The organism is Rhizobium sp. No.120, assembly GCF_054558365.1.
Genome location: NZ_BAAJNQ010000018.1, coordinates 1 through 24,114, shown reverse-complemented (window position 1 = coordinate 24,114; position 24,114 = coordinate 1). Strand labels below are relative to the sequence as shown.

20 protein-coding genes are annotated in these 24,114 nt (G+C 56.3%); 12 read left to right on the top strand and 8 right to left on the bottom strand.

The window, feature by feature from the left end; genetic code table 11:
• Positions 1-96 precede the first annotated feature (96 nt).
• Both ACYJRZ_RS28890 and ACYJRZ_RS28885 read right to left on the bottom strand, forming a co-directional pair.
• Entirely contained in the window at positions 97-798 is a 702-nt protein-coding gene (locus tag ACYJRZ_RS28890; RefSeq protein ID WP_459464529.1) for a GntR family transcriptional regulator, read from the bottom strand.
• Between the two features lie 194 nt (positions 799-992).
• On the bottom strand, positions 993-1,433 hold the full coding sequence (locus ACYJRZ_RS28885; protein WP_459464528.1) for a DoxX family protein: 441 nt from the start codon (positions 1,431-1,433) through the stop codon (positions 993-995).
• 412 nt (positions 1,434-1,845) lie between these two features.
• Between ACYJRZ_RS28885 and ACYJRZ_RS28880 the strand changes: the two genes are divergently transcribed.
• Positions 1,846-2,322, top strand: a complete 477-nt coding sequence (locus ACYJRZ_RS28880; protein WP_459464526.1) for a ProQ/FINO family protein — start codon at positions 1,846-1,848, stop codon at positions 2,320-2,322.
• A 33-nt stretch (positions 2,323-2,355) separates the two neighbouring features.
• Here ACYJRZ_RS28880 and ACYJRZ_RS28875 read toward each other — a convergent pair whose 3' ends face one another.
• On the bottom strand, positions 2,356-3,381 hold the full coding sequence (locus ACYJRZ_RS28875) for a LacI family DNA-binding transcriptional regulator (RefSeq protein WP_459464524.1): 1,026 nt from the start codon (positions 3,379-3,381) through the stop codon (positions 2,356-2,358).
• Positions 3,382-3,538: 157 nt separating this feature from the next.
• Between ACYJRZ_RS28875 and ACYJRZ_RS28870 the strand changes: the two genes are divergently transcribed.
• The 5 genes from ACYJRZ_RS28870 to ACYJRZ_RS28850 all read left to right on the top strand — a co-directional run bounded on the left by ACYJRZ_RS28870 (position 3,539) and on the right by ACYJRZ_RS28850 (position 10,563).
• Positions 3,539-6,283, top strand: coding sequence for a glycoside hydrolase family 2 protein (locus ACYJRZ_RS28870; protein ID WP_459464522.1), 2,745 nt, complete (start codon positions 3,539-3,541; stop codon positions 6,281-6,283).
• 210 nt (positions 6,284-6,493) lie between these two features.
• Positions 6,494-7,753: a type 2 periplasmic-binding domain-containing protein gene (locus tag ACYJRZ_RS28865; RefSeq protein ID WP_459464520.1), complete on the top strand. Its 1,260-nt coding sequence runs from the start codon at positions 6,494-6,496 to the stop codon at positions 7,751-7,753.
• A 68-nt stretch (positions 7,754-7,821) separates the two neighbouring features.
• The gene (locus ACYJRZ_RS28860; protein WP_459464518.1) at positions 7,822-8,715 is read left to right on the top strand and encodes a carbohydrate ABC transporter permease; all 894 of its coding nucleotides are present in this window, start codon (positions 7,822-7,824) and stop codon (positions 8,713-8,715) included.
• The gene (locus ACYJRZ_RS28855) at positions 8,712-9,593 is read left to right on the top strand and encodes a carbohydrate ABC transporter permease (protein WP_459464517.1); all 882 of its coding nucleotides are present in this window, start codon (positions 8,712-8,714) and stop codon (positions 9,591-9,593) included. The genes ACYJRZ_RS28860 and ACYJRZ_RS28855 overlap by 4 nt, the downstream gene beginning before the upstream one ends.
• A 136-nt stretch (positions 9,594-9,729) precedes the next feature.
• On the top strand, positions 9,730-10,563 hold the full coding sequence (locus ACYJRZ_RS28850) for an FkbM family methyltransferase (protein ID WP_459464515.1): 834 nt from the start codon (positions 9,730-9,732) through the stop codon (positions 10,561-10,563).
• Between the two features lie 57 nt (positions 10,564-10,620).
• Here the strand turns inward: ACYJRZ_RS28850 and ACYJRZ_RS28845 are convergent, their stop codons facing one another.
• The 4 genes from ACYJRZ_RS28845 to ACYJRZ_RS28830 form a co-directional block, all read right to left on the bottom strand.
• Positions 10,621-11,001, bottom strand: a complete 381-nt coding sequence (locus tag ACYJRZ_RS28845; protein WP_459464513.1) for a hypothetical protein — start codon at positions 10,999-11,001, stop codon at positions 10,621-10,623.
• 273 nt (positions 11,002-11,274) lie between these two features.
• Positions 11,275-12,591, bottom strand: coding sequence for a polysaccharide biosynthesis/export family protein (locus tag ACYJRZ_RS28840; protein WP_459464511.1), 1,317 nt, complete (start codon positions 12,589-12,591; stop codon positions 11,275-11,277).
• 103 nt (positions 12,592-12,694) lie between these two features.
• A complete protein-coding gene (locus tag ACYJRZ_RS28835) occupies positions 12,695-13,804 on the bottom strand; it encodes a glycosyltransferase (RefSeq protein ID WP_459464509.1) in 1,110 nt (369 codons plus the stop codon).
• A 51-nt stretch (positions 13,805-13,855) separates the two neighbouring features.
• Complete coding sequence (locus tag ACYJRZ_RS28830; RefSeq protein WP_459464508.1) at positions 13,856-14,989, bottom strand: IS630 family transposase; 1,134 nt, start codon at positions 14,987-14,989, stop codon at positions 13,856-13,858.
• Positions 14,990-15,291: 302 nt separating this feature from the next.
• On the opposite strand from ACYJRZ_RS28830, the gene ACYJRZ_RS28825 reads away from it, so the two are divergent.
• From ACYJRZ_RS28825 to ACYJRZ_RS28800, 6 genes are all read left to right on the top strand, one after another.
• Positions 15,292-16,005 (top strand): sugar transferase, encoded by a 714-nt coding sequence (locus ACYJRZ_RS28825; RefSeq protein ID WP_459464506.1) that lies wholly within the window; start codon positions 15,292-15,294, stop codon positions 16,003-16,005.
• A 145-nt stretch (positions 16,006-16,150) separates the two neighbouring features.
• On the top strand, positions 16,151-16,843 hold the full coding sequence (locus ACYJRZ_RS28820; protein ID WP_459464504.1) for a class I SAM-dependent methyltransferase: 693 nt from the start codon (positions 16,151-16,153) through the stop codon (positions 16,841-16,843).
• Positions 16,844-16,983: 140 nt separating this feature from the next.
• Positions 16,984-18,387 carry a hypothetical protein gene (locus tag ACYJRZ_RS28815; protein ID WP_459464502.1) on the top strand — a complete coding sequence of 468 codons (1,404 nt, stop codon included), beginning with the start codon at positions 16,984-16,986 and terminating at the stop codon, positions 18,385-18,387.
• Positions 18,384-20,423 carry a glycosyltransferase gene (locus tag ACYJRZ_RS28810; protein ID WP_459464500.1) on the top strand — a complete coding sequence of 680 codons (2,040 nt, stop codon included), beginning with the start codon at positions 18,384-18,386 and terminating at the stop codon, positions 20,421-20,423. The genes ACYJRZ_RS28815 and ACYJRZ_RS28810 overlap by 4 nt, the downstream gene beginning before the upstream one ends.
• Positions 20,420-22,138 carry a Wzz/FepE/Etk N-terminal domain-containing protein gene (locus tag ACYJRZ_RS28805; protein ID WP_459464498.1) on the top strand — a complete coding sequence of 573 codons (1,719 nt, stop codon included), beginning with the start codon at positions 20,420-20,422 and terminating at the stop codon, positions 22,136-22,138. The genes ACYJRZ_RS28810 and ACYJRZ_RS28805 overlap by 4 nt, the downstream gene beginning before the upstream one ends.
• Positions 22,139-22,199: 61 nt before the next feature.
• Positions 22,200-23,201 (top strand): glycosyltransferase family 2 protein, encoded by a 1,002-nt coding sequence (locus ACYJRZ_RS28800; protein WP_459464496.1) that lies wholly within the window; start codon positions 22,200-22,202, stop codon positions 23,199-23,201.
• A 35-nt stretch (positions 23,202-23,236) separates the two neighbouring features.
• Here the strand turns inward: ACYJRZ_RS28800 and ACYJRZ_RS28795 are convergent.
• Positions 23,237-24,114 (bottom strand): oligosaccharide flippase family protein (locus ACYJRZ_RS28795; RefSeq protein ID WP_459464494.1); only part of this gene is annotated, 878 nt, incomplete at its 5' end.

The window sequence follows — 24,114 nt, the reverse complement described above, 5'->3', positions numbered from 1 at the left end:
GCGGATCGGCAACCAGCCGCATCCGCCGCCACGCCTCACCATCCATGCAGCATTCATACAGCCTTGTATTTAATTTGTCGACAAGAAATATGCAGGCTAAAGACGGACGTCGAGACGCTCTCCACGCATCAGCAGTTTCTGGATCTGGCTGACGATCTGTTCGGCATGTTCGCGCGCCAGACGCTCGGCAAGTTCGGTATTCCTCGCCTCGATCGCGGCTATGATTTCATCGTGCTCCTCGACGAAACGACGCGGCAGCCGATCGTTGTAGGATTGATAATAGAGGCGCAGGAGGCGCCGGCCTTCGTTCAGCAAACGCGAGAAGAGGCTGGTGAAATAGGGATTGCGCCCGGCCTCGGCGATCGCGAGATGCAGCGCGGCATTGGTCGAGATCATCGCAAGCGCATCCTGTGCTTCGACGGCATCGGCGAATTCAGCCTGGAGAGCCTTCACGGCCTCCAAATCCTCCGGACGGTGATATTTCGCCGCAAGCTGCGTCGTGACCCGATACATCAGCACCAGCGCGTCGAAATAGCTATGCATGTTGAGGAAGTCGATCTGCGACACCATGGTCGAGCGATTGGGCAGCGTATCGATCAGCCCCTCACCCGCCAGCCGCACCAAGGCTTCACGGATCGGCGTGCGCGACATGCCGAAACGTTCGGAAAGCTGCACCTCGTCGATCGGGCTGCCCGGCGGTAGCTCCAGATCCAGAATCTCGTCACGCAAGATGTCGTAGACCACCTTCACGCCGGAGCCGCGCTTGCGCTCGTTTCGGAGGCTTGTTTCATGATCCATGGCTGGCTCACCTTTTCTTTCAGCGAGACAAGTAAAGGGCCATGCCAGCTAAATCAACGCCGCTTTCGAGCCTTCGCTAAATCGAGACTCAGCTTTTGTATATTCGACGGCGCCGCAAGCGGCGATCTTCACAGACCACCTCTTCCGGCGCCGGCACATCGCTGATCTGTGATTAAATGCGCAAATACGGCAAGTTATGATGAAGCTGCGTCGTATTTGGCCGGCCGGAGCGCCCACTTTGCGGCAAGTATGCTGCCTGGCCCGTGCACGGCTGCGAAGAGCAGCCCTGCCAGGAAAACGAAATGATCCACGAAAAAGCCGAATTCGGCCTGGTTGCCGGCCCAGTGTGCCGGACCGTGGAACGAGAAACCGAGGAAGATGACATAAACGGCGGCAACGAGCGCAGCCGGAGTAAACAGGGCACCGGTCAAGAAGCCAATGACGAGCAGCACTTCAAGGATCGCAGCACACCACGCCAGGAACAATGGAAACGGGAAACCGGCGGCGGCGATATAGCCGGCGGTGGCACCCATATCCATGAATTTGAACGAGACAGCCATCAAGAAGACGGCAGCGAAGATCAGGCGAGCGACGAGAATGGCGGCAATCTGCCAAACTGATTGAGCGTTTTCCACGATATTCCTCCAAGTTGAAGCGGTCGATGCTCCAAGGACGACCGACAGAAGGCGGTTCCGACAAGTGGAGGAAATTATTTTGACAGTGCCGACCGCTATCATCTGGTCCAGTTTGCAGTTTACTTGGCCATGCAGGCCAAGCTTAGACCCTGCGACATTTTCGCGGGCCTGCTTGTTGCGAATTCGGGATTGAGAGAGGATGCCGCGTACGCACTACCTATCGCGACGCCGCAAAAACTAGCCAACCAGCTATGAAAATCTCGTTAACCAAACTTGCTGCAGAACAAGGCACCCCATATATGGACATCGGCTTGGCGTGAGGGCGAATAAGCGGGGCCAGATTTCGTTGCTGTCTCGTCAAAATCACTTCACAATCAAACCGTAATGGAATTGCACGCAGAGGAACGATTTGATGGAAGAATCCTGGACGACCAATCGCGAACCGATCGTGGCGACGGAGCTCGACGTCAAGAAGGCGGCTGCGATCAATACGCTCCTGCTTCGCCCCATCGGTATCCTGCCTGCCAAGGCCGGTGATCCGATCCGTCCTTTTGCGCTTGGTCTCTGGAATGAAATTCGTCCGCTCTTGAAGCCGGACGTACCTGTCATGTCGCTTCGTCGCGCCACCAGCGCATTTCTGCATTCCAAACGATATTATCATGCCTGCGCTCAATCGGATTCCATGCGCCACGATCTCGCCGGCAATCCCATCGAGCCGCTTTCGGCCGAGGACAGGCTTGCCGCGCAGCAGCGCCTGATCGCGCTGCGTCAAACACACACCAAGGCGGAAGTTCAGCGCGAAGAACCGCCCCCGCCGCCGGCCTTGAGCAAGGCAGAACTCATTCGAGCCTCCCTGCTGGGCAGACGATCCGACCGCGCCGCTCGCTGAGGTGCCCCAGGCACGCCGCCTATACTTTCTCATTCACGGCGGTGGAGCGATGGAAGCACGCCGGATCAATTGACATTCCATTTTCAACCGCACCGGCGGCTTCTTGGGTTGAGCCACTTTTTCCAAAAGTTCAGTCACCGCCCATCGGCCCATATCTTCATGCGGCAGCTTCAACGTCGTAAGCGGAGGCAGGATTTTACGAGCAAAGCTTTCATCGTCGAAGCCGACGACGGAAATGTCGTCAGGAATCTTCAGGCCACGCATCCTGATCGCATCATAGGCACCCATTGCCACGCGGTCTGAAAAGCAGAAGACCGCGGTCGGCGGCGACGGCAGGTCGAGCAACTGAAGCATCTTCTCCCGACCGAGATCGAGTGACCACGCTTCGGAGAGGATCAGCTCAGGATCGACGGCAATATCGTAAGTCGTCAGCGCCTGACGATAACCGCTGAGGCGATCCCGCGCCGCTTCCAAGCGCTGCCTGCCTGCATCGATCATGGCGATGCGACGATGCCCGGCCTTGATCAATGCCTCCGTAGCCGCAAAACCGCCGGCGTGATCGCCTGGAATGATCGACGAAAACTCCGCCCGCTGCTGATGGCAGTTCAAAAGAACGGCCGGATGGCTGCCGAGCTTGGACGGCAGTACGGGAGCGAGCTGAGTAATGAGCGTGGCGTAGATCACGCCGAGGATCTGGCGCCGCCCGAGATAATCGAGAATGGATTCGGCGAACTCGACCTGCCCGCCGGTCACGACGGTGAGCGCCGCCAGACCCTGCTCTTCGGCTGCGACGCGTACGCCTTCTATCAACGGAGGAGCATGCTGCGATGCCATGAGATCGTCGATCAACAGAACGATGATGCCGCCGATCGGGTCATTGGCCGGCGCGGTCTTCCGGTAGCCAAGTTCCTTGGCAACCGCCAGCACACGCTCGCGCACCTTTTCCGAAACCCGCTTGCCGGGCACCTCGTTCAGTACCAGTGAAACCGTGGCATGGGAAACGCCGATCCGCGAGGCGATATCGGACATAGTCGGTCGTTTCTTGGTTTGGTCGTTCACTCAGTTTCTTTCTCGGACTTAGGAGCACTCTCGCACCCACGTTAGAAAATCTGACGAAAAATGGGAAGCTGCGGCTCTTGCGGAAGTTAAATATATAAGTTACGAAACTTGTATGTAACTTATTTTGTGACTTAATCAAACCGGAAAGCTCGCGGCTATGACCATCGCCTCCCGCCGTTTCGCCGATACACATTCCGGGCCGCGTGTGCGCCTGTCTCTCGACGGAACCTGGGACTTTCATCTGGAAGGGCAAACACCAACGACGATTGTCGTACCCGCACCCTGGCAAGCGCATTTTCCGGATTTGCGAGCCGCGGCTGGCATTGCCATCTATTCGCGCGCGCTCACGGTGCCCAAAGAATGGCGGGATCGTCAGGTCATCGTGCATTTCGGCGCCGTGAACTATTTCGCCGAAGTTTCGGTCAACGGCTGTATGCTCGGCTCTCACGAAGGCGGCTATCTGCCGTTCGAATTCGCCATTCCCGGTGACCTTCTTGACAGCGAAATGCGCCTGGAGGTTAAGGTTACATTGCCGAGTGCCGATGCGCAGGCTTTTCCAGACTTTCCGTTTGACGAGATCCCGCACGGCAAGCAGAGCTGGTACGGCATGCTAGGCGGCATCTGGCAGTCGGTCTGGCTTGAATGCCGCTGTAAAGCGCATATCACCCATCAAGCCATTCACGCCGACCTCGCCACGGGCGACGTCACCATCGATGTCGAGCTGGCATCGGCCTTTTCCGGCGCCTTGTCGGTCACGCTTCTCGACCGCAATGGCGCGGTCGCATCAGCCACCGAGCTCGCACTCAACGGCGAAGCAAAAGCCTCCGCCACCCTCAAAGTGGTCAACGTGGAGGCATGGTCGCTCGATGATCCCGCTCTCTATCGCGCCGTTGCGGAGCTATCGGAGGGAGGCGCCCTAATCGACGCAGCAGAGCAGAATTTCGGCTTTCGCACCTTCGAAGCAAGGGATGGCAAGCTCTTCCTGAACGGACAGCCCTTCTACATGCGTGGCGCATTGGATCAGGACTATTATCCCGAGGATATCTACACGCCGCCATCGATCGAATTTCTGGAAGATCAGGCGCGCAAGGCGAAGGAACTGGGCCTTAACCTGCTGCGCTGCCACATCAAGGTGCCCGATCCACGCTACTACGATGTGGCGGACCGGTTTGGCCTGCTGGTCTGGACTGAAATCCCGAACATTCAGACCTTCACCGAGAAGTCGGCGAAGCGCCTGCTCGATACGATGGAAGGAATTCTGCGCCGCGACGGCAATCATCCCTCCATCGTGATCTGGACCATCATCAACGAGGACTGGGGGACGCGCCTTGTCGAAAGCGCCGATCAGCGATCCTGGTTGGAAAAGGCCTATCACTGGCTGAAAGAGAAGGATCCGACGCGGCTTGTCGTCGACAATTCCGCCTGCATTCCCAACTTTCACATCGTTTCCGACATCGACGACTACCATTACTATGCCTCCGTCCCGGAAATGGCGCGCGAATGGGCCGATTGGGTTTCAGCCTTCGCGGGAAGGCCAAGCTGGTCCTATTCGCCGAACGGCGACGCGAAACGGCGTGGCGACGAGCCGCTCGTCGTCTCCGAGTTCGGCGTCTGGGGCCTGCCGCATCCCGACAAGCTCAAGCAGGATGGCAAAGAACCGTTCTGGTTCATCAACGGTCTGGAATGGGATAGCGACGGCGCGACCTATCCGCACGGCGTCGAGCAACGCTTCCGCACCTATCAGTTCGACAAGATCTTTCCGTCCTTCGGCTCCTTCATCGAGGACACGCAATGGCATCAGTTCAATGCGCTCAAATTCGAGATCGAAGAGATGCGTCGCCATGCCTCGATCCAGGGCTATGTCATTACCGAGCTGACCGACTTGCATTGGGAAGCAAACGGACTGATGGATATGCAGCGCAATAGGCGTGCCTATCACAACCGCTTCCACGAGATTAATACCGATGTCGTCATCGTGCCGCGCATGCAGCATTACGCGGTCTGGGCAGGCGATACAGCCGCCATCGAACTCGAAATCTCGACCGGCGCTAAGGCGCTCCCACCGACTGAACTACGCTGGAGCGTCAATGGCGCGAATAGCGGAAGAATCGCAATACCGGCACTGAACGCGACGTCGGTACATCATTTGCCAGCCCTTTCCCTGTCCTTTACGGCGGATATGGCCGGCAAACAGATCACTATCCAGTTCACGCTTACAGCCGGCGACCGCGAGATCGCGCGCAACAGCCTCGAGGTCAGCGTCTACGGCCGCCGGACCAAGCCTGCAATCTCCGTATTCTCGGCGGAACCCGAGATCGCACAATATCTGCGCGCGCTTGGCTACGAGCTTACCGATGCCGACAATGCGGAGGTGCGGGTCGCATTCTCCCTCAGCCAGGCCGATATCGATGCCATGGAGCACGGCGCCTATTATGTATCGCTGGCCGATGCGGCACCCCTTCCCTTCGGCAATCTGCGCAATGACCAGCCGAACTGGAATTATCCGACCGGAGGCGATCGCGGCCAATCCATGCCGCAGATGCGTGTAACCGAACGCCAAGGCACCATCTGGAAAGGCAATTGGGTTACGGGCTTCAGCTGGGTGAAGCATTCTGGAGCCTTCACGCGCCTGCCAGGCGGCCCACTGACCGACCTTTCCTTCGTCGGTGTTAATCCCAACCGGGTCATCACTGGCTTCCGTCCGATCCATTTCGATGGATTGGTCCATGCCGGCACGATGGTGGGCTGGATTCACAAACCCTGTGCGACCATTGCCGAACGACGTGTCGGTGCTGGCCGCATTGTCGCCACCACCTTCGGTCTGATGCGCGAACCCGCCGGTGCCGATCCCGTCGCAGCAACCTTGCTTGATTGCATCATCGAAACAGCAGCTGCCCGATAAGCCGGAGGCAGAAGCGGGTCGCCGCCCGTCAGCGAGAGGAAATGCGGAAGGTCTCATATGGACAGGTGGTGCCTAGATGCGTTTGCCGCCGCCGAAACGAAAGGGTGCCATTTGAACGATCATCACGCAGCTCATGGGCGGCGTCACAGGGCATAAGGCCACCCTTGAGGGGAGGCTTGGGAGGAAAATAGAACAGTCTGGAGGAGAGAAATGCGTAATCTGTTAAGAACATCGATCGCAGCGATAGCCCTCGCGACCGCCTTTCCGGCGTTTGCTGTCGAGAATGTCGTTTGGTGGGACTTCTTGTCCGGAGGCGACGGCGTGCGAATGAAGGCACTGATCCAGCGCTTCAACGACGAGCATAAGGATAAGATCCAAATCACGGGCACGACGCTCGAATGGGGCATTCCCTATTATACCAAACTGCAGACATCGGCTGCCGTCGGCCAAGGGCCCGATATCGCGACCTATCACCTGTCGCGGCTGGCTGCCGCGGTTTCCGCCAAGACAGTCTCGCCGATCGATCCGAAAGAACTCGAGGCCGTCGGCCTGAAGGACAGCGACTATCCGCCGAACGCGATTGCCGCCTCGACAGTCGACAATATCCGTTATGCCGTTCCTTTTGATGTGCATGGCGAGGTGCTCTATTACAACAAAAATCTGCTGAAGGACCTCGGAGCGCTCGGCAACGACGGAAAGCCCACCGGCATCGACACGCTGGAAGGTTGGCGCGCGCTCTTGGCCAAGGCCAAGGAGGCAGGAAAGAATGGTGTCGTTATTGCCTCTTCAACCGGCGATTTGCGCGAGATCTATACGCTGTTCGGCCAGCTGGGAGGTACGCTGACAGACAATGGCAAGTTCCTGCAGGGCGACAATCTCGACAAGATGGAAAAGGCCTATAACGAGGTTGCCGATTGGGTGAAGCAAGGTTGGGCTCAGCCCTATATCGACTCCGAAACCATCACGCCGACGTTCCTCGCCGGTCAATCCGCCTTTTTCCTGAACGGAAACTGGGAGCTGCCGACCATGGAAACCGAGGTCGCCAAAGGCAACGGCTTCGATTACGGCATGATCAACATTCCAGCCTGGATGGGCAAGCCCGCCAATTGGGCGGACTCGCACTCCTTCGTCATTCCCAACAATGTCGGTGTCACCCTGACGCCGGAAAAGCGCGCCGCGGTTCTCGAAGTCATCCGGTGGATGAACGTGAACTCGCTGGAATGGGCGGCGGCCGGCCATATCCCCGCCTATCTACCCGTCAGCACATCCGCGGCCTACAAGGCGCTCAAACCGCAGTCGGATTACGCCGCCATGGCGCTCAATGCCTTCTACATGCCGAAGACGCCGCTCACGGGTGCCGCGTCCAAGTTCGACGACGACTGGCAGAACATGGCGTCCGGCCCGCTGAACGGCGAAGGCGATGTGAAGGAAACGCTTGAGAAATTTCGTGACCACATGAATTCTCAATGAGGTTTTCCATCAACGATCCCCAGGGGCCATACCCTCCCCTGGGGCTTGGTAACCGAGGCAGATGACAGATGGCGGCAGTCAGCAACAGGAAGCAGGATAATGTGATTGCGGCACTGCTGGTGGCTCCGGCGGTCATCACCTTTCTGCTCATATTTGCCTATCCGACCTTTCGCATGGTGGCGATGAGCCTGACCAATGCGCCGCTGATCGGCCCCGGCGAATGGGTCGGCCTCGACAATTACACGCGCCAGCTTGCCTCACCTCAATTGCAAAAGGCGCTTGTGAATACGCTGTACTTCATTCTTCTGACCGTCGTTCCCGGCACATTTCTCGCACTGTTCATCGCCATGGGCATCAACCGTTTGAGCGGGCGCATACAGATGCTCGTTCTCGCGTGCTTTTTCCTGCCCTCCATTCTGCCTGTTTCCGTCGTGACCCAGATTTGGACCTGGATCGCAAACATGCAATACGGTGTTATCCAGAACGTCATCGGTCTATTTACCGGCGGTAGACCGCTGCCGGTGCTGCGTTCGCCGACCTATTTCATGCCTTCTGTCGCGGTCGTCACGATCTGGTGGACGATCGGCTTCAATATTCTTTTGTTCCTGGCTGCCCTGCGCAATATTTCGCCGGAGGTCTATGAAGCGGCCGCGCTCGACAATGCGAACCGCTGGCGCACGTTCTCAAGGATAACCTGGCCACTGATCTGGCCCGTCACGGCACTGGTGCTGACGCTGCAGCTGATCGCGCAGTTCAAGATTTTTGCGCAGCCCTACCTGCTCGGCTATTTCGCCCATACGCCAGCTGACGCTCAATCAGTCGTCATGAGCGTCATCTACGATCTCGCCTTCAAGCAGAACAAGGGCGGCGAAGGCGCGGCCGTCGCCACTATTCTGTTCGTCATCATTCTGATTGCCTCAGTCCTGCAATACCAGTTCCTGCGTGCGCGAGGCGAAAGATGAGCGGCAGGATAAGCGATCCGGAGGCAGGCCTTGCGCCGGCAAGCCACTATGTCGCTGCCGGACGCTGGAGCGGCCGCGCGCTAACGGTGTTGACTGCGCTCGGAGCGCTGATCTGGTTCTTTCCGCTTTACTGGGCCATCGCGACATCGCTCAAATCGGACACCGAAGTCGTGAGCAAAACGCCCGGGCTTTTGCCAAAGGCGCCGACGCTTGAACCTTATCTCTATGTGATCGAACGCTCCAGCATCATACAATGGTATATCAACTCCGTCGCGACATCGGCGATTGTCGCGGCTCTGGTGCTTGCGATGAGTCTTTGCTGCGCCTATGCACTAAGCCAAATCCAGTTTCCCTGCCGCCGCCTGATTTATGGCGCGCTGATCGCCTCCGTGATGGTCCCCACTGAAGCACTCATCATCAACCATTTCGTATTGATGAACTCGTTTGGCTTGATCAACACATGGGGCGGCATCGTTTTGCCGCAGTTGGTCGTACCCTCTGTCATCATCATCCTGAAGCAGTTCTTCGACCAGATCCCGAAGGAATTTCGCGAGGCGGCAATGCTCGACAATGCCGGACATTTGAGAACGCTTTGGAAGATTTATGTGCCAATGAACTGGGGTGTCATCACCGCGCTTGGCATCACCACATTCATTGCGGCATGGAACAATTTCCTCTGGCCCTTCTTGGTCGCGACGTCGGATGCGACAATTACAATCCCCGTTGGTATCACCCAGGTGAAAGATGTCTTCGGCGTACGTTTCGCCAAAGACATGGCCGCCGCGGTATTGGCAGGCCTCCCGGTCGCCATTCTCTACCTCCTCTTCCAACGGCAAATCACGCGCGCCATCATGCTTTCGGCTGGGATAAAGGGATAGCAGGTTGCTTCAATCCCATATGGGGAGCCATGAAAAACAAGCCTATCCGCAACGTCCCGTTGTGACACTAAGAATATCGATTGGTTAAACGTGAATAATGCGCTAATTTAATCCATGGAAACTCTGGATCGCGAAGATGTTTGACGCCAAGAAATTCATATTGTCTGGGCTATCGTCTGCTGCTGGCAGGTTTCATAAGAATAGCAATCTACAAAAAACTATTTTCAACGCCATTCGCCTGAACAGGGCCGAGATAGCAGACATCATACTGGACGATAATGCCCGATTCATCAGCTATTGTCTGGCCAGGCGAAGCTGGTCGCGCGCTCAGATTATGCAGGATCTCTGGGTCTGTTTTGAACTGGCAGAGAAAAGAAACGGATTTTTTGTGGAATTTGGCTCGACCAATGGTTTGAAGAACAGCAACAGCTGGCTCCTTGAAAAGAAGTTCGGCTGGAATGGGATCCTCGCTGAGCCAAACCCGATCTGGCATTCGGATCTGGCCACCAACAGATCCGCCTCCATCGAGCATCGGTGCGTGTCGTCGAGCTCCGGCGCGACAGTCAAGTTCATCGTCACGGATGAAACCGACCCGGAATTGAGCGCAATCGCAGAATTTTCTCATGGCGATCATTTTTCCGGCGTTCGCAGTCAGGGAAAACAGATCGAGGTGGAAACCATATCGCTGGATGACCTGCTTGAAACCTACAATGCGCCAAGCGTCATCGACTACCTTTCAATAGACACGGAAGGGAGCGAGCTGGATATACTTTCCGCCTACAGTTTCAGCCGCGAATGTCAGCTTATCTCCGTTGAGAACAATCCCAAGACCGAAGCGTCGATCCAAACGCTTCTAGAGGGCAAGGGATACAAGCGCGTATTTCCACAATTCTCACAATGGGACGGCTGGTATGTCTCGCGAAAGCTCAGAAGCGCAGAACCGCCGCAAATTATCGCGCCTCAATCCTGAGTAACGCACAGACCTTGAGGCAATACAAAGCTGCAGACTGCCAGTGCGATTTCTCTTTTAGTCGTGTATCCCTGGGCGCGCTTTGTCTACACCCCCGCGCTCGGCTTTCGCAGAAAGCCTTGCATCCGAATGAGCCTTAAACAGGTTGCTGCTGAAGAGATCCGACCCGTTCCTCGACTTCGACCTGCCGATATCCCGTCCGAGCACTTTCACATAGATGATGTAAAGTAACAGATGCGGAAAAATATACCCGGCCTCGAGCACGGCAGCCAGAATGAAAGACCATGCAGCGATGTCCAGTGCGGAGCTATCGGAGCCGATATTTGAAAGTGCATAACCGACCATCACAACCAGGACGATGATGGTAAAAAGCAGGATTGGTACCCTTAGGGCACATAACGCCCCGACCACGAATGAGACAATGAGACCCCAAGCCATCAAACGTCTAGCTCCGAGTAGTTCATCTTCAATCAAAAATAATACCTATTGCTAGTATCCGTGATCTGCGCCTCTGGGACAAGTCGAATATTTCCAGCTTATGCGGTTATACGCCCAATTTTCAGAGAAAGACTGATGACGAGAGCGAAATTACTACTATGAGATGATTACTGGCCGCAGTCGATACCCGTGCAATGCGAAAAGCGCTCAAAGCGCATCCTCTGCTTGCGGGCTTTTTTTGAATTTGCCCGAATCTATGGAACGGTCTTCTCATCACGGAGACAATGCTGGGCCTAACCCATTGTCTGTCGTTTGCGTCAGCGCCTGCGGCTTTTCATCTTCGACTCGGATGACATCGCCGGGCGCGATTGGGTCATTGTCGCTTGCGGCCATGCTATGCAAGCTGCCGTCGACGATACGATCGATCGTGGTCTTGAGCGTTCGCCGCGGATCCTCACTTGCCAGACTGGCCGCAGCTGCGGGGGCACGCGCTTGGATATTGTCGAGCAGAGCTTGGGTCGTCGCTACCTTTTCCCTATTGGACGCAAGACGATCACGCACATCTGCGGCCTCAGTCAATGCCTGCGTACGATAGCGATTGCTAACATCTGCGATATCGCCATCCGCTTTCGCGATGTCCTGCCGTGCCTTGAGATTGGCAAGTGCCACGTCAAGGTTCTGGCTTTCGAGCTGAGCCAGGTTCTGGTTGGCGTTGAGTTCACGCGACGACACGGTCAAACCCTGGGAAATCAGCTTGTTGACCGTCCCGACATCCTTAGTGGCCAGCTCGATCTGCTTTGCAAGCGAGGCAGCCTTCGCGGTAAGAGCTTCAATCTGATTGCTGGCAAGAAGCTTTGCCTGGTTCAGCGCATCGATCTCGGTGCGCAAGGAGCGCTCTCGCGTATCGAACAAATCCTGCTCCTCATGCATCATGCGGGTGATAAGCGGATCGTCTGCACGTTGCGTCAACTCCGGCGGAAAGCTGATCGAGGGCTTATTGTCGATAACCGCATCCAGACGCGCCTGCCGAGCCAGAAGGCTAAGCCGCTCGACATCCAGAGTCCGCAGATCACCTCGGGCGACCACGGCGTCTCGCTGTAGACCGACAAGCGTCGGGTCGGTTACTCCGAATGTTCCTCCGGCCATACTGAGGGCCTGAATGACCGTAAGGCCAGGGCTGTAATCATAACGCCCGGGCTTAGCCACCAGACCTGTCAGAAAGAACGGCCGGTATTGCGCTACCTCCACCGAGGCGTTGGGACGCTTTTGCATGCCGACCTGTGTCTTCAAACGCTCGCCGATGCTCTCGGCGACCTGCTCCGAGGTCATGCCGGCTGCCGGTACGGTCCCGATGATCGGCAGAGACAGGTTACCCGACGCCGATATGACAAATTCGCCGGTCAACGGCTCCCATTCAACGGCAGAGCCGGCCATCGGGCGCCATTCATATACGCGTATGCGCAACTTGTCCTGCGGGCCGAGGATATAGTCATCCGCATGAGCGCTCGACATGCCCAGCACGAAAGCCACGCCGATCGCAGCTAGAATGGATAACCGATATCCGGGACGCCGATTATCTTTCTCGGCCATATCGCGATGCCCCCCTGCCCTTCGCACCGATCTATTCAACTCCATGGCTTCCACTCCTACTCAACGGTGAAGACGCCTCATTGAGGCCGTCCTGCGGCAAACGCTAGCCATGAAGGACTTTAGGCTGCTCCCCGGTCGATCTGTTGATGAAGGACGCAAATCTTCTCATGAAGATTTCCGTTCTGAATTCCGCAGCACGCGCAACGGCGTCGCCGGGACGGAGATCCATACGTTCGAGATGCTCCACCGCTTCGATCAATGCATCGACCGTCTGTGAATCGAAAAAGATCCCCGTCTTCCCGGCAACGACCGTTTCCGTTGCCCCCCCGCGATTGAACGCGATAACCGGCCGGCCGCTCGCCATTGCTTCAACGGGCACGATCCCAAAATCCTCTTCACCCGGAAAAACCAATGCCTTGCAGCGTGCATATTGCTCCTGCAGCACACGAAATGGCTGCGGCCCCATCATCGTCACCGTCGGCCCCGCCATTTTCTGCAATCGTTCCAGCATCTCGCCGCCGCCGATAACGACAAGCTTCATCTTCATTTGGTTGAATGCCTCGACGGCAAGATCCGGTCGCTTATAGCCGACGAGTTCGCCGACCATAAGATAATGGTCGCCGACTTCCGACTGAGGCACAGGGTGAAATGCAGACGTGTCGACCGGTGGATGGATGATTTCGGCATCGCGCCGGTAGTAGCTCTTGATACGCCGGGCAACCGTCAGCGAATTTGCAGCAAAATCATCGACGCGATTGGCGGTCGCAACGTCCCATGTTCTCAGATAGTGGGCAAGCGGTGGCATCATCAGGCGCGTCATGAGGCCGGAACTATCGTAATAACTATTATACATGTTCCAGATGTACCTCATCGGCGAATGACAATAACACACATGCAGTGCAGTCGAATTGGGGATTATTCCCTTTGCTGGGCCGGATTCACTGCTGATAACGAGATCATATTCATTCAGATTGACCTGCTCGAGCGCCATGGGCATCAACGGAAGATATTTCTTATACATCCGCCTGGCGTAGGGAAGCCGATCTATGAACGTCGTATAGACACGATGCCTCTTGATGACTTCGGATATAACCGTGGGATCGTAGACATGCGTAAAGATATCAGCGCCCGGATACATCCGGCAGAGGGCTTCAAGAACCTTCTCGCCTCCACGCATTCCAACCAACCAATAATGTATGATTGCAACACGCATGAAGCACCCCGCGAACAAACAATTAGACTATATTCAATGTATAGTCTGGAGTTATACTGATTTATTCAGCCGCCCTGATATACTCAGGCTTCGCACCTTGACATCTGTCGCATTTTTCTGCCGGAACGTGTGCCAGGAGGGGTGAGCCGTATCGGAATTCAGCCACTTATACGGGCTTATGCTTTCACTATGATGCTCGATGAAAGCTCGCATATCAGCTTCCAATTGGCTTGCTGAGGTCTGAGCGCCAGGCGGTGAACGCCTGAGCCTCATTTCGCTGAACCAGCTCTCGACCTGACGCAGCCAGAAAACCGGCGTTGGTGTAAAATGCAGGTGATAGCGAGGACGATGCTTCAGCCACGACTGAACCAACGAGTTCTTGTGCACCTCGCTATTATCCAAGATGATATGAATATCGATCTCGGGCCGAGCGCTCGCATCAATCTCTTTCAGAAACTCCAGAAACTCGCCGGCGCCATGCTGCTTGTGATATTTATCGACGACAAAACCGCAAACAATATCGAGGGCGCCGACCAGAGAGACCGTCCCTTGCCAAGGGGCGGAATTGGCCTGGCCTTCCGTCCCGAAGTGGTTTGACGAGGCGGCGTGCCGCTCGTTCCCAAGCTCCTGGAGAAGACCGCGCTCGTTGACGCCCAACACCAGCGCGCGATTGGGCGGAGACATGTAAAGTCCAAGAATATCAATGACCTTATCGATGAAAAGCGGATCAGTTGATAGCTTGAACGTCTGCATGCGATGAGGCTGCAGACCGAACGCCGCCCATATGCGACGAATTGTCGTATGCGAAAATCCCGTCGCCGCCGCCATCGAACGGATCGACCAATGGGTGGCACCCTGCGTGGATTGGAGGGTGCGCTCAATAACGGCCGCAATCTGCGCGTCGTCTATTGTGCGCGGCCGACCCGGCCGTTCCTCATCGAGAAGTCCGTCTACACGATTTTTCAAGAAGCGCCGCCGCCATTTGCCGACGGTGTTTTCATGGATTCCCAGCTTCGCCGCCACGGCCTTACTGGTCATGCCATCTGCGCAGTGAAGGATGATCTGGCATCGTTCCGCCATAGAGCGTGTTGCCGCTCGACGCCGATGCACTTGCAGCTCCAGATAATCCCGCTCTTCCTTACTCAAAACCAAGGGCTCTGTGGGCCGTCCGGTCGCATTTGCCATCGCTAAGCTCCCTGCCAACAAGTACTCACTAAATAACTCGAACTTATGTTCCGACCTATAATCACACAACAAAATATACATAGAGACGATAACCGCTATATATATCAACATATACAAAAATAAGTTGTGTAATAACTCGAATTTATCGGAAATAATGCACATATATTGCAGAGCAACAAAGACATTGTCAAATTATTTATTATTTGTTAATCTCAAACTACATTCGATCTCGGCGCGGGACAGCGCCTTTCTAAAAATTGCTGACGACATTTCTTTGTTTCTTCCGAATGCGGGGCAAGCTGATGAGGGAAATTAACGTTAGACGTGAGCTCGATACACTGGGCGATCTGCGAACGCGTCGCCGCAGCGGCACGTCCATTCGTCGGGCGAATACCAGAACTCAATCCTCCAGCACAGCCAAGCGCTGTATTGATGCCACTTTAGCTGGAGTAGCACTAGTTGTATTGGCGCCTTTGATTATCATGGTCGCGGCTATTCTTTTGGTAACGCAGGGGCGACCCATCTTCCATTCGCATCGGCGCGTTGGCAGAAATGGGGTTCTGTTTCCCTGCCTCAAATTCAGAACCATGGTCAAAAATGGCGAGGAAGTTCTGGCGCAGCATCTTGATGCGAATCCGTCCCTCAGGGCCGAGTGGAACGCGACGCGCAAACTGAAGGACGACCCCCGCGTCACGCAATTCGGCAGGCTGCTGCGCAAGAACAGCGTTGATGAAATCCCCCAGCTTTTCAACGTGATCCGCGGAGAAATGAGCCTTGTCGGGCCACGTCCGATTGTCACGAGTGAAGCCGAGCTCTATGGCGCGCATTTTGCCGACTATATTCGTGTCCGGCCCGGTCTGACAGGCCTTTGGCAGGTCAGCGGGCGTAGCGACACCAGCTATGATACGCGCATTGCACTTGATGTGCGCTACATTGCGGAACAGAGCCTATGGGGCGACGTCGTAATCATGGCAAAGACCATTCCGGCGGTCTTATCCTCTCGAGGCAGCTATTGATTTGGCTGCCTTGATTGCATCTTACATACGAGTTGCGTAAGCTTATCCTTTCGTAAGCTGCAGCTACCAGAAGACCCATTATAGATCCCAGAACCTCCGCGGCAGTCGACAGGAGGTATAAACTCCTGGCAGGGAAGGGTTAGCTTTGCACGATATCTATCTCACCGAACAATATGCCGAACTGAATCCGACGTGGCACGAGGAGGATTCCCCGTGGAAAGCACGTCAGATCGAGGCGATTATTCGCAAAAACCGGCTGAACTTCGACACCCTTTGCGAAGTCGGCTGCGGTACCGGTGAAATCCTCCTGAATCTGTCGCGCTCTTTTCCAAAGGCACATTTTACCGGCTATGAGATTTCCCCCCACGCCTATCAAAGAGCAAAGATGAAGGAAACCGGTCGGGTTTCCTTTCAACTAGCGGATATACTTGAGGAAAAGAATAGTACTTTTGACGTTGTCGTCATTGCTGACGTGATCGAGCATGTCGAAGACTATATCTCCTTCATCAAGGGGCTGCATTCTTGTGGACGCTACAAGATTTTCCATATCCCCCTCGATCTTTCCGTGCAGTCGGTCCTGCGTGCTTGGCCGATCGCGAATTTGCGCGAGAACGTCGGGCACCTGCATTATTTTTTCAAGGATACGGCGCTTGCTACCCTGCGGAGCTGCGGCTACTCCGTTATCGATTATGCGTACACCGCAAGCCGCCTGGAATTACCCAATCAGGCGTTCAGTAGCACATTGATGCGGCTGCCGCGCAGGCTGCTTTATTCGATTCATCCGGATTTGGCAGTGCGAATTCTTGGCGGCTACTCTCTTCTCGTTCTTGCAGAGTAGTCATCCATGGCATCAGCGCAAACCCATGCCGACGCCTGTGATGCGGCAGATTTGCCGCTTCGTCTCGACGCCCCCTCCTCATGGCGCGCCGGGAACGGCAACGCTGTCCAATATCGATCTCGTTGCCGGGAGACTCTTCCATGAGCATCGAGCCGATCGGTATGGCTGCCATTCTATGCGGGCTCTTCTGCCTGTTTCTCGGTGACGGTGCAACCGTCATAGCCCTGGGTGTGGCGGCGGTATTCGGATCGGCAGCGGCAATGTTTGTCGGAGCCGCAAATATTCAGCCCGGCCATGTTATGCTCGGCTTCTTACTATTGGGGGTCATGACGCGCGAGCGCGCAACGCGCGAATTTCTCCATGCGTTGAAATTCGGTCAACCAGGCTTCTGGTTTGCTCTTCTTGTTCTTTATGGGGTGCTGAGCGCATATTTTTCGCCGCGGATTCTGTCGGGCGTCACACAAATCGTCCCCCTCGGTACGACCATATTTGACGATAGTCGATCGACGGTTCCGCTCGTTCCGGTTTCCAGCAATCTCACGCAAAGCGTCTATATGATTGGCAATCTTCTTTGCTATTCCTTGACAGTTGCGGTTGCCTCCAACTGGCGCGGCTTCAATGCGGTCTTGACCGGGCTGCTTGCCTATGCTGTTGCCAACACCGCTTTAGCACTTCTTGATGTCGCCACCTATTCGACAGGCACACAAGGCATGCTCGCTTTCATGCGAAATGCTCAATATGTTCTCCATACTGACGATCAGATTGCCGGCGTCAAACGTATCGTTGGATCATTCACCGAGGCCTCGTCTTTTGCACGCTCTACTCTCGGCGTTTTTGCCTTTACCGGTACGCTCTGGCTTTGTGGCCGCCGTCCCTATCTTACCGGTTCCATTGCCGTAACATCGCTTATTCTGGTCGTGATGTCGACATCTTCAACCGGCCTCGTCGGCGCACCCGTCATGGGCTTGATCCTGTACGTGACTGCAATTGCCGTCGGAGGGCATAAGAACGCTCGCCGCTTCAGTACGCTGGCCATCGTATTCATCCCGACGATTGCGACTGCAGCGGCGCTCCTGATCGCTATAGATCCTGAAGTCTCAAAGATCGTATATAATTACGTCGACATCATCGCCCTCGGCAAATCCACCTCCGACTCCGCCATCGAGCGCAGCTCCTGGAATATGGCCGCAATCCAGAATGTCTTCGATACCATGGGCGTAGGTGTCGGCCTCGGCACAGCTCGCACCTCCAGCTTTGCCCTTGCACTTCTTGCAAATGTCGGCATCGCCGGCACGGTTTTCTATCTGCTGTTTGCCTTCGGAGCCTTGATCAAGAAGCGCGGAACCCCTGGCAGCCTCACGGCGGATGCACGGCTTGCAGCCTGCAACGGCTGCTTTGGCCTCCTGGTCGGCGATATGCTCGTCAGCCCCGTCATCGATCAGGGCCTATTCTTCTGCATGCTCGCCGGATTGGCATCAGCCCTACCTGAACGCAGCAGACAACATGCACGCGCGGGTCGCCCGATAGGAGTAGTCACCATATGAGCGCTGGCGCCCTCTTTGCGGTCAACGGCCGCTTCCTCGGTCAGAATCCAACGGGCGTGCAGCGCTACGCATCGAATGTGGTGCGCGCGCTTAACACGGCACTTGCCGCCGCCGACGAGCGGGCGGCGATTATTGCGCCTTCCGGGACAGCGGACCCGGGGTTCAGTCATATGCCACTGATGCAATCCGGAGCGCTTTCCGGCCATCCGTGGGAACAGATCACCTTGCCAGCACAATGGCATGGTCGCCTTCTCAATCTTTGCAACACGGCGCCGGCCACCAAGGCGGATCAGATCGTATGTATCCACGATGCTAACGTCTTCACCACGCCGGATAGCTATAGCCGGGCTTTCCGGATCGTCTATCAGACGCTGCAGCCGCTTCTCGTGAAACGCTCGGCCCGCATCGTGACCGTATCTCACGCGGCGGCACGCCAGATCACCCGGCACTTACCGATCCGGCTCGAGGAGATCGCCGTTCTTCCCAACGGTCACGAGCATGCCTTTGGCTGGGATCCGGCGCTTGCACAGATTGCGCCGAGCTTCGTTGCCGAAACCTTCGAGCGATGCGATCGTCAGTTCATCCTGGCACTCGGCTCCAAGGCACGACACAAGAATCTTGCCCTACTCGTCGACGCTGCACCCGGCCTTGATGAAATGGGCATTGATATCGTGATTGCCGGTGGCGATGCAGGAATTTTCGTTCCCGGCGCACTTAAGGAACGGCCGAACGTCCACATGATAGGACGTGTTTCTGATCATGACCTGGCTTACCTGCTCGAAAGAGCGCTCTGCCTTGCCTTTCCATCCCTGACGGAAGGTTTCGGCCTGCCGATCGTGGAGGCGATGGCGCGTGGCTGCCCTGTAGTCGCCTCCTACTGTGCAAGCATACCGGAAGTCTGTGGCGACGCCGCCCTGCTAGCCTCACCGACCGATCCGTCGGCATGGGTTCGGCAGATCCGAACGCTGAAGGAATCCCCTGGAATGCGCATCGATCTCATGGGGCGGGGATACGACCAGATCAAGAATTTCTCCTGGTCGCAGACGGCGGCCGGCTATATGGAACTGCTCGCTCAACCCGTTGCACGGCCGAAAACCTATAAGCCTTCCGGGGCTGGCACCCCCCATATTGCGGTTATCGTCGCAACGCGAGGACGCCCGGCGACAGTAAACGCGACCGTGCGCCACCTACTGGCCACGCAGACGTTGAAACCCAAAACGGTCATCGTCTCCTGTATCGATGCCGCGGATGCCGGCAATCTCATCGGTCACCCGGACGTAACGGTCGTGACGGGCCCCGGGGGGTTGACGAAGCAACGCAATACAGCGCTTTTGAACATCCCAGAGGAATGCGAGATCGTCGCCTTTTTCGACGATGATTTCCTGGCAGACGCGAATTGGCTGGCGGCGGCGGCGAGAGCGTTTCGCGATGACAATCAGATCGTGGGCTTCACCGGCCGTGTGCTGGCCGATGGCGTCGGCGGCCCGGGGATTGGCTTCGAGGAAGCACTGCGTCTTATCGAGGCCGCGCCGACCAGCGACTGGGCCTGGGTAGAGCCCTACAGCCCCTACGGATGCAACATGGCCTTCCGGGCGGAAGCGATCGGCGAAACGCGTTTCGACGAACGTCTTGTCCTTTATGGCTGGCTTGAGGATCGCGACTTTGCTGCAGCTCTCGGCAAGCATGGGGGCCGTTTCGTCAAATGCGCGGAAGCTTTCGGGGTGCATATGGGAGTGAAGAGCGGCCGCGTCAGTGGGGACCGCTTTGGTTATTCGCAGGTGATCAACCCTATCTATATGCTGCGTAAGGGAACGATGACCGGCCCGATGGTCGCCAATCATATCTTTTGCAACGTAGCCATGAATTTTTCGCGGGCCGTCTGGTCGGAACCGTTCATCGACAGATGGGGGCGCGCCAAAGGCAATCTCATTGCCATCAGAGATCTCCTTTACGGGCGCCTCGAACCCGAACGGGCGGCAAAACTGCCGACACGAAGCAATGCAGAACAACTCAAGTCGGAGGTGAGGACTAGATGACGCAAAACGCCCCGTCTCTACTGGAACGGTCGTCAAGGCTTTGGCGGTTGGACGAACTGCCCACGGACAAGACCAGCGAAGGGCCGGTGGCGCTGCTGCGATCACTGTGCATGCTCGCTCTGCGGCACAAAATGAAGCTCATTCTTTGCACGGCAGTCGGCGTCGGCTTGGCGGCAGCCTACGCCCATTCGTTGCCGCGCACCTATACGGCAACGGCCACTGTCTTGCTTGAACCTCGTCACCTCACTTTGACTTCAAGCCAGGACGCCCAGAATTTCGACCTCAACCGGGCAGACGGCGAGCTTCAAATCATCCGTTCCGAGCGTCTGCTCTCGGCCGTATTCAGCAGCCTTAATCTTGCCAACAACCCGGAACTTGGCCCTCAGCCGCCAAGTATAAGTGCGTATGTCATCGGCAACGTAACGGGTGCAATAAACTACGTGTGGTCTGCCATAAGCAGCCCTGATACGGGAAAAGCCCCTCGTTCCGATACCGCGTCGGGCACACCGGCAAATAGCTCAGCTGGCGATGCATACCAAGCAGCCTTCTCGAATTTCACACAGCATCTGGACGCGCGTCGTGTCGGTCAATCCTATGTCATCGAGATCAGCTATTCTTCGTCCAATCCGACACTTTCAGCCCGCATCGCGAATGCTACCGTTTCCGCCTACATACTGCAGGCTGTAAGCTTCAAAGACGAAATGGCTCGGGCGGGAACTGAGGTGCTTCAGTGGCGCCTCGACGCGCTGGCAGCCCAGGTTACCGCCGCGACCGATGCCATGAAGCTGGGAGCCCTGCCTGCGGTACCGACGCCCGATGGCGATGCGCGAATTATCGGCGCGGCACTCGTACCGCTCAGTCCCTCGGGGCCGCGCGCCACCTTGATTACCATTTTAGGCGGTATTCTCGGCGTGCTTTTTGGCTTCTCGATTATCGTCCTCAATCTCGCCTTCGATCGCAAGGTTCGCAATGCGAAAGATCTCGCGCGAGATACGGGGGTACCATGTCTGGGAAGTCTTCCCGATCCGGCTGGCCGGGCGAGTACCTTGCGTAGAGCTTACAGCAGAAAGTCCTCGGTTGTCGTCAATCAGCCAGGTAGCGCCTACGCCATGGCCATTCACAATCTCAGAACGTCTATCGAGATCGCATGCTCGACTATTCGAAATGAGCGCGGACTCATCATCGCGATTACCGGATGGGAGCCGGGCCTAGGCATCTCAAAAATGGGCGTCAGCCTGGCGCAATTCCTCAGCCGAAGCGGCCGGCATGTCACCCTCTTTTATGACGAGGCTGGCCAGCACAATCACAGCAATCGTGAACCGGATGATCTGCTGATGACATCGCTGGCGGATGCTCTCGTCGACGATATGCGGCCCGAGCAGATATTGCTTTCCAACGGACGCAATGACGGACAAGGCATCGCCCGTTTTCCAATCCATTCCACCAATGTGCTGACAAATCTCTATGTCGATTTCCGCGACAGAAGAGCAGGACGCATTGTTGAGACCGCAAGGGCCAGAGGCGATGTGCTGCTGGCGTTGCCTCCCGTCGGCAACTCATCGGATGCGGTGGCACTGGCGGTTCACGCCGATGCTGTCGTGGTGATTGCCAGCGCCGGCAAAACAACGACCGATCAGGTCAACGATGCCTTGCAGCAATTGCGGCGCGCCGGTGCCAATGTCATCGGCACGGTCATCGATCTGGCAAAGGCATGATGCATGCCAGATCAAGCCGAAACTCGCTACAAGGCACACGCCATTTCAAAGATAAATTCAAATGAAACCGCCAAGAATTGCCGTCATCATCACGTGCTGGAACTATGAAGCCTATGTGGCGAATGCGATCCGCAGCGTCGTATCGCAGCATTGTGACGAATGTGAACTTGTCGTCATCGACGACGGTTCTACCGATACGTCATGGGATGTCATTCAACGAGAAGGCGTCACAGCCTACCGCATCAAGAACAGTGGCCAGAGGGCGGCCGGGCTTTATGGCCTGGAGCGAACGCGCGCACCCTTCGTCCTGTTTCTTGATGCGGATGATGAGCTGGCGCCGGGCTCCCTTGAGACCATTCTGTCGGAATTGGACGACGATGTCGCTAAGCTTCAATTCTCGCTGACGCGGATCGATCATCGCGGAGACATTCTCGGCGCCGGCACGACGCTCGAAAGGTTTCGAGATCGTCATGTAATTGCAGATAGCGTACTGAATACGGGTGTTTATACCAGCCCCCCGACATCGGGGAATGTCTTCAGACGCGACGTCTGCGAATATTTGAGAGAAATGGATTACGATCCGGCGATCGACGGGTTGCCGCTCTTCGTCGCCCCTTTCATGGGCGATATCGTCAGCCTGCCGCAAAGGCTCGGGCGCTACCGCATTCACGGCAAAAATTTCTCCGGACTGGGACGCGCGGTCGATCCGGCCCCGTTGCGCCAGGAACTACGCCGCTTCGTTATGAGGATGGAGCACTTGCGCCGAATTCTGGAGCCAACCGGACGCGCAGACGCGCTCATTCGGCCCGAAGAGGCCTATTATTATATCGAGCGCAATTTCTATCTGGCGATCGCGGAAGGCAGACGCCCCGCGATCAAGGTTTTCTTTTCCCTGCTGCGAAAACTCCAGCATCAACAATATCCCTTGAAGACCAAGGGAACGATCGCGGCATTTTGCCTGCTCACGATGATATTGCCGAACCGGAACGCTCGCCGCGGCCTCGCTTATCGGCTGAACGGCGGCAACCGTTCGACCGTCGGGCTTCTGCAGGCTTTAATGTAACGAAGCTATCCTTCACGCGCGGTAAAAGCGAAAGATCATCGGCGATCAGCCAATTCGAACCGCCCTTGGCCCGCGATCAGGCGCATGCCGAGCGCCAGCAGCGTACCGACATAGGCTGCTGCGCCAGTCCCCGCTACGAAAGCAAGCTCCAAAACATGGTTCAAGGCACGTCCGGTCAGCTCATGCCGCAGCATGGTGACCCATATTACCATCACTGCCGCGGCGACGCCGATTTTCCAAAGATTCTTCAGCTGCGTCCCTATTCCAAGCCCCAGCTGCCGCCGCACCTCTTCCAGATAGAACGCAAACATGGTGGTTGAAAGGAGCACTCTTGCTGCGCTGACGCCCGTGATTGAGAAAAGATAGAAGCCGATCGATATCAGTATGATCCGCAGGCACAAATCGATGCTATTGAGCCGGAAGAGGACATGCGGGCGATCAAGCGCGAGACTGACTGAAGAGAGCGTCTGGACATAAGGTATGGGGATGATGGATAAGGATAGAAGGCTCAGTAGGGGAGCAGCATCTTTCCATTTCTCTCCAAGAAGCAGATCGGTGACGAGATCTGCCGTCAGAAATATTCCAATGCACGCCGGAACGGAAATGAGCATCGCAAACCGAACCGCCTTTAGAAAGGCCAGGCGCATTCGCTGCCGATCCGACGTTATGAGCGAGAATGCAGCCATGACTGGCTGCAGGGCGGGACCGATGAGGGACTGTGTTGGAACGACTGAGACATCGCTCGCAACCGCGTAGCGTCCAAGTGTAGTACTATCCGTCGTCGCACCGATGAGGAAGCGATCGAACTGCCAATTCAATGCTGAGATCAATTGCGCCGAACTAAACCATCCGACGAATCCGGCAAAATCCGAGAGACGCCGTAGCGAAAACGCCGGCCGATATGGTGCAAGCA

Bases quoted from the DNA above. Each gene is read 5' to 3' on its own strand.
- ACYJRZ_RS28805 (WP_459464498.1), top strand. From the start codon at position 20,420: ATGACGCAAAACGCCCCGTCTCTACTGGAACGGTCGTCAAGGCTTTGG.
- ACYJRZ_RS28835 (WP_459464509.1), bottom strand. From the start codon at position 13,804: ATGCGTGTTGCAATCATACATTATTGGTTGGTTGGAATGCGTGGAGGC.
- ACYJRZ_RS28870 (WP_459464522.1), top strand. From the start codon at position 3,539: ATGACCATCGCCTCCCGCCGTTTCGCCGATACACATTCCGGGCCGCGT.
- ACYJRZ_RS28800 (WP_459464496.1), top strand. From the start codon at position 22,200: ATGAAACCGCCAAGAATTGCCGTCATCATCACGTGCTGGAACTATGAA.
- ACYJRZ_RS28865 (WP_459464520.1), top strand. From the start codon at position 6,494: ATGCGTAATCTGTTAAGAACATCGATCGCAGCGATAGCCCTCGCGACC.
- ACYJRZ_RS28840 (WP_459464511.1), bottom strand. From the start codon at position 12,591: ATGGCCGAGAAAGATAATCGGCGTCCCGGATATCGGTTATCCATTCTA.
- ACYJRZ_RS28860 (WP_459464518.1), top strand. From the start codon at position 7,822: ATGGCGGCAGTCAGCAACAGGAAGCAGGATAATGTGATTGCGGCACTG.
- ACYJRZ_RS28810 (WP_459464500.1), top strand. From the start codon at position 18,384: ATGAGCGCTGGCGCCCTCTTTGCGGTCAACGGCCGCTTCCTCGGTCAG.
- ACYJRZ_RS28890 (WP_459464529.1), bottom strand. From the start codon at position 798: ATGGATCATGAAACAAGCCTCCGAAACGAGCGCAAGCGCGGCTCCGGC.
- ACYJRZ_RS28845 (WP_459464513.1), bottom strand. From the start codon at position 11,001: ATGGCTTGGGGTCTCATTGTCTCATTCGTGGTCGGGGCGTTATGTGCC.
- ACYJRZ_RS28880 (WP_459464526.1), top strand. From the start codon at position 1,846: ATGGAAGAATCCTGGACGACCAATCGCGAACCGATCGTGGCGACGGAG.
- ACYJRZ_RS28830 (WP_459464508.1), bottom strand. From the start codon at position 14,989: ATGGCAAATGCGACCGGACGGCCCACAGAGCCCTTGGTTTTGAGTAAG.
- ACYJRZ_RS28855 (WP_459464517.1), top strand. From the start codon at position 8,712: ATGAGCGGCAGGATAAGCGATCCGGAGGCAGGCCTTGCGCCGGCAAGC.
- ACYJRZ_RS28850 (WP_459464515.1), top strand. From the start codon at position 9,730: ATGTTTGACGCCAAGAAATTCATATTGTCTGGGCTATCGTCTGCTGCT.
- ACYJRZ_RS28815 (WP_459464502.1), top strand. From the start codon at position 16,984: ATGAGCATCGAGCCGATCGGTATGGCTGCCATTCTATGCGGGCTCTTC.
- ACYJRZ_RS28825 (WP_459464506.1), top strand. From the start codon at position 15,292: ATGAGGGAAATTAACGTTAGACGTGAGCTCGATACACTGGGCGATCTG.